The sequence below is a fragment of the Thermoflexus sp. genome, assembly GCF_025055495.1.
Taxonomy (GTDB): domain Bacteria; phylum Chloroflexota; class Anaerolineae; order Thermoflexales; family Thermoflexaceae; genus Thermoflexus.
Map to the genome: position 1 here is coordinate 1 of NZ_JANWXB010000239.1, position 5,011 is coordinate 5,011.

Here is a 5,011-nt window from a genome sequence, read left to right on the forward strand (position 1 = left end):
GCCTTCCGGACTCGCTTCGGTTCCTCAAATCCCCAGTTTATAACTGGACAAAGCACTAGGCGTGGAGGTGGGGCGGCGCACGACTTCGCCGCCCGCCTCACCACCCCCCACGTTTCCTGGCCTCGCCTCGCGTCGTGAAGCGGCTTGAGGAAGGTCATGTGAATTCGACGCCGCTTCCGCGAACGGTAGATCTCTACCTGGGGATTGGGGGGCTGGGGCGCCGCCTCCGGCGGCGCCCCAGCCCCAAAACCCACAAGGGAGCCCGGGAGTTGCCCATAATATCATAAATCTTAATTCATTTTGCTCCCTTTTTTCAATTCAATTAAGGAGTTACGCCGTTGGGAGGGGGAGCGGATGAGGTGGAAGGGCCCCACCCCCCAAAGCCCCCCCGAGGCGGCGACTGGCGTAACTTCTACGGACAGAGCGGCAATCCTGGCGCCCCCTTATGATTTCGGAGATGTCGGTCCAGCAAATACGAGCGGAGACTGGAAGGGACCTGTTTCTTATGTTAGACTCTGAACAGAACACTCCGGCGAGGAGGTCTTCGATGCGCGCCCGGTTCTGGGTGGGGGGAGGGTTAGTGATCATCGCCCTGGGGTTGCTGATCGTCAACGGGCTCCGGAGTGCGTCCCAATATTACCTCACGGTTTCGGAGTTGAAAGCCCGGGCGGGGAGCCTGCAGGGCCGTCCGATCCGCCTCTCGGGGATCGTGGACGGCGGGACCATCCGCTACGATCCGGAGACCCTTCATATTGAGTTCGGCCTGGTGGATCGAGTGACGGACATCGGGAAGGCTCCGCCCCTCAAGGTAGTTTATAAGGGCGTGAAGCCGGACCTCCTGCAGAATGAGGCGCAGGCGATTGTGGAGGGGACTCTTGGCCCGGATGGGGTGTTTTATGCCCAGAACCTTCTCCTCAAGTGCCCGACCCGCTATGAGGAGGAAGCCGCGGCCGGGAGCTCACGGTAGGGGGATCCTGGGATGTCTGGGGCGGTGGCCTCTTCCGATGAAAGGATTCAACAACGGCGGGCCGCTCTGGAGGCCGAGCTGGCTCGATTTCTGGAGTTCCTGCACGCCCATTACCGCCCGCGCCGGGTGATCCTGTTCGGCTCTCTGGCCCATGGCGTGCTGCACCCGGACTCGGATCTGGATCTGGTCGTGGTCATGCCGTCCTCCTGCCCTTTCCTCGACCGCATCGGGGAGCTTCTGGCACGCTTCCGCCCCCGCGTCGGGATGGATCTCCTGGTTTACACACCGGAGGAGTTCGAGGAGATCCGGAGTCGTCCCTTCTTTCAAGAGGAAGTGCTGGCCAAGGGGGTGGTGATCTATGAATCCCCATCTTGAGCGCTGGCTCCGTTTCGCTCGCGAGGATTTACGCATGGCAGAACTCGCTTTCGCGGATGAGATTTATAACCAGGTATGTTTTCATGCTCATCAGGCTGTGGAGAAAGCCCTGAAAGGATGCCTGGAGGCCCAGGGTCAGGTGCCGCCGCGAACGCATAAACTGACGGATCTGATCCGCCAGGTGAGAGGGCCGATGCTGACGGAGCTGGAGGATCAACTTCTGAAGATGGATCGTTTTTACATTCCGACCCGCTATCCGGATGCGCTTCCCGGCATGTTGCCGGAAGGATGGCCAGGGGAACGGGATGCGCGGGAGGCGCTGGAGCTGGCGCGGGAAGTGCTCCGACGGGTTACGGAGGAGAATCGATGAGCCTTCTCGGTGAAGGGTTGCTGGATCTGGCATGGGGACTGGGCCTGATCGGAACGATCATGGCGTTTTATGCCGGATGGCGGCGGGAGGCACGGTGGGCTGAGGTGGCCCGGCGCATCGGCCTGGCGATGGCGCCGTTGCTCACCCTAGCGGTGGTGCTCCTGGAGGTCGCGCTCCTCACCGATGACTTCCGCCTGGTCTATGTGGCGCAGGTCTCCCGTCAAACCCAGCCGTTCTTCCTAAAGATCACCGCGCTGTGGGGTGGCCAGAACGGCTCCTTGCTCTTTTGGTCATGGTTGTTGAGCCTCTTCCTGTTGGCTGCGATGGTCCGCGCCGATCGCATGCCCCGCGATCTGCTTCCTTACACGATAGGGGTCCTGTTGTTGACCCAAACGTTCTTCCTCCTCTTAAACCGCTTCTTCGCCAATCCTTTCGAGACCTTCCCGGTGCCCCCCGCGGACGGGCGGGGCCTGAACCCGTTGCTCCGCCATCCTGGGATGATCGCCCATCCGCCCCTGCTTTACCTGGGGTTTGTCGGCTTTACCGTGCCCTATGCGATCACCATCGCGGCCTTGCTGGCGGGCCGAAGGGACGAAAGCTGGCTGCGCCTCTTGCGGCGATGGACCCTGGTGGCGTGGCTGTTTCTGAGCCTGGGCCTCCTGGTGGGCGCTCGATGGGCCTATGATGTGCTGGGATGGGGCGGATACTGGGGCTGGGACCCGGTGGAGAACGCGGCGTTGCTTCCCTGGCTGACCGGCACGGCCTTTCTACACTCGGTGATGGTCCAGGAGCGCCGGGGCATGTTGAAGGTATGGACGGCGTTGCTGATCATCCTGACGTATGCCTTGGTGATCCTGGGGACGTTTATCACGCGCACCGGTGTGATCGCCTCGGTGCATGCCTTCGCCCGCTCCGCCATCGGGGGGCCCTTCCTGGTCTACGTCGGGCTGGTGCTGGTGGGCTCCATCGCGCTGCTGGCGGCACGATGGGATCTGTTGCGATCGGAGAATCGGATCGAGGCCTGGCTCTCGCGGGAGACGTTCTTCCTCCTGAACAACTGGCTTTTCCTGGGGATCGCCTTCGCCGTCTTTTGGGGAACGTTCTATCCGATGTTCTCGGAGCTGCTGTTCAACGAGAAGCTGACGGTCGGGCCCCCCTACTATAACCAGGTCACCGGCCCGATGTTCGGGGCGCTTTATCTGCTCATGGGGGTGATCCCCTTCATTCGGTGGCGGAGGACCCCCGGGACGTCGCTGCGACTTTCGGTGGGCTCCTCGTTGCTGGCAGCGCTGGGCGCGGCGGCCCTCGCTGCCCTCGCCGGTGTCCGACATCCATGGGCGCTGTTGGGGTTCAGTCTATGCGCCTTCGCTGGGTGGGGGACGTTGCTGGATTACGCCCTGGGGGTGTGGGCGCGGCGACGGGCGACCGGCGAGCCCTGGCCGGTGGCTCTGGCTCGCCTGGTGACCCGCAACCAGCGGCGATATGGCGGCTATCTGATCCATCTCGGCGTGATCCTGATCGGGATCGGGGTGATCGGCTCTCAGTCTTATCAACAGGAGACCCAGCGCACCTTAGGGCTGGGCGATTCCCTGACCTTCGGCGGCTATCGTCTGGTCTATCAGGGGATCCGACAATATACGCCGGCGACGGAACCGGATGTTGCGGTGACCGAGGCCTGGGTGCGCGTGTATGATCGCTCGGGCCAGTGGCTGGCGGATCTCTATCCCTATGTGTTGCAATACGACACCGGGGAGAGCCTGACGCCGCCGGCCCTGCGGGCGACCCTCAAAGAAGATCTTTACCTGCTGCTGAGCGGATGGGTGGAGGGCGGCAACCGGGCGACGTTTAAGGCCTTCATCAACCCGCTGGTTTCATGGATCTGGATCGGGGGGATCGTGCTGATCCTGGGCACCTTCGTGGCCGTTTGGCCCATGCCGACGCCCCTCCCGGTCGCCGGCGAGCTCCCCAGGCTCCGGGAGAAACCGGCAGTAGCCTCGTAATCCCAGGAGGGAGCGCCTATGCTCAAGCGGGTGCGAATTCGCGGCTATCGGTGTTTTCGGGACGTGGATATCGAGCTCAAGCCGTTGCAGATCCTGGTCGGGCCGAACGGAAGCGGCAAAAGTGCCTTCTTGGACGCGATTCGCTTCGTGGAGGATATCGTCCGGAACGGCTTGCACCGTGCGATTGCTCGACGCGTCTGGAAGCCTGAAGAGCTATTTTGGAAGGGAACTGAGAAGCATATTGAAATCAGCCTAACCTGGCAAATCCCGAACGGCCAAGAAGACGAAGGCGGTTGGATCGATGAGGTGACGTATAACATCGTCCTGGAAAGGAAGCTGGATCACGTCGAAGTAGCGGGTGAGCGCCTAACGCGCCTCGGCGATGAGATCTGGGTCCGAACTGGCGAGACCGGCTGGATAAGGGGAGATCGAATCTCTCTGACGATGTTAGGCTCTAATGCTTCCCTTTCTTGGCTTTTTGATTGGGAGCTCCTAGGTAGGGATTTAAAGGAGTGGGTGAACAAGGCGTGGCCGGAGTTTATGCGTCCAAATCCCTTCGCAATCCGTATGGGGGCGGCTCCTTGGCGACAACCTCGCCATCATCGGGTGTACCCGAACGCCCGTAATCTGGCGCTGGTAATGCGTCGCTTTCAGGAGGAGCATCCTGAAGCTTATGAGCGCTGGCTGGAGGAAATGCGCGTTCTGGCCAAGGAGACTATCGACTTTGTGGTGCATCGCGATGAGGTCACTCACTTACATCGGATTGCGATGCGGTGGAATGGGCTGTGGGTTTCCCCGTCCGGGATCACCGATGGATGGCTTCGCTTTATGGCCCTGAGCTTGCCCGCCTATGACCCGGAGAACGAGGGCCGGATCTTTTTCATCGAGGAGATCGAGAACGGGCTGTCACCGGATGCCATCGAAATGCTGTTCAGGATCATGGAGGAAACGCCATCGATCCAGTGGTTGGCGACATCCCATCACGCGTTGCTGGTTCGACTGGCGGGCCCGGAGCGGCTGCTCGTGTTTCACCGGGAGGGCGAAGAAGTCCGGGTCACGCCAGGCGATCAGCATCCCCTGCTCCGGGATATGAAGCCAGATGCGGATCTGGCCGCCCTGTTCCTGGCTCGCATCCTTTCTTGAACTGGAATGACTTAGAGAGGCCGTCCGGATGGATCGGGATCTGGATCTGATCATTCTGGCCGCAGACCGAAGCATCCGAACTGCTCTTGACGCGCTTCTCTCGCGATTCCCCCTTAGGGGTGGCTCAGCACGGCTTGATTTCCTGGTCCCAGGGAC

The 5,011-nt window shown here is 61.4% G+C and carries 5 protein-coding genes; all 5 read left to right on the top strand.

Annotation, left to right across the window (positions count from 1 at the left end; genetic code table 11):
* Nucleotides 1-547 precede the first annotated feature (547 nt).
* The 5 genes from NZM16_RS07835 to NZM16_RS07855 are packed head-to-tail and all read left to right on the top strand — an operon-like array spanning nt 548 to nt 4,855.
* Nucleotides 548-967, top strand: coding sequence for a cytochrome c maturation protein CcmE (locus NZM16_RS07835; protein WP_295453969.1), 420 nt, complete (start codon nt 548-550; stop codon nt 965-967).
* 12 nt (nt 968-979) lie between these two features.
* Nucleotides 980-1,342 carry a nucleotidyltransferase domain-containing protein gene (locus NZM16_RS07840; RefSeq protein ID WP_295479745.1) on the top strand — a complete coding sequence of 121 codons (363 nt, stop codon included), beginning with the start codon at nt 980-982 and terminating at the stop codon, nt 1,340-1,342.
* Nucleotides 1,326-1,712 carry a HEPN domain-containing protein gene (locus NZM16_RS07845; protein ID WP_295479747.1) on the top strand — a complete coding sequence of 129 codons (387 nt, stop codon included), beginning with the start codon at nt 1,326-1,328 and terminating at the stop codon, nt 1,710-1,712. The genes NZM16_RS07840 and NZM16_RS07845 overlap by 17 nt, the downstream gene beginning before the upstream one ends.
* The gene (locus NZM16_RS07850; protein WP_295479750.1) at nt 1,709-3,712 is read left to right on the top strand and encodes a heme lyase CcmF/NrfE family subunit; all 2,004 of its coding nucleotides are present in this window, start codon (nt 1,709-1,711) and stop codon (nt 3,710-3,712) included. Before NZM16_RS07845 ends, NZM16_RS07850 begins: the two co-directional genes overlap by 4 nt.
* Nucleotides 3,713-3,730: 18 nt before the next feature.
* The gene (locus NZM16_RS07855; protein WP_295479752.1) at nt 3,731-4,855 is read left to right on the top strand and encodes an AAA family ATPase; all 1,125 of its coding nucleotides are present in this window, start codon (nt 3,731-3,733) and stop codon (nt 4,853-4,855) included.
* Nucleotides 4,856-5,011: the final 156 nt, after the last annotated feature.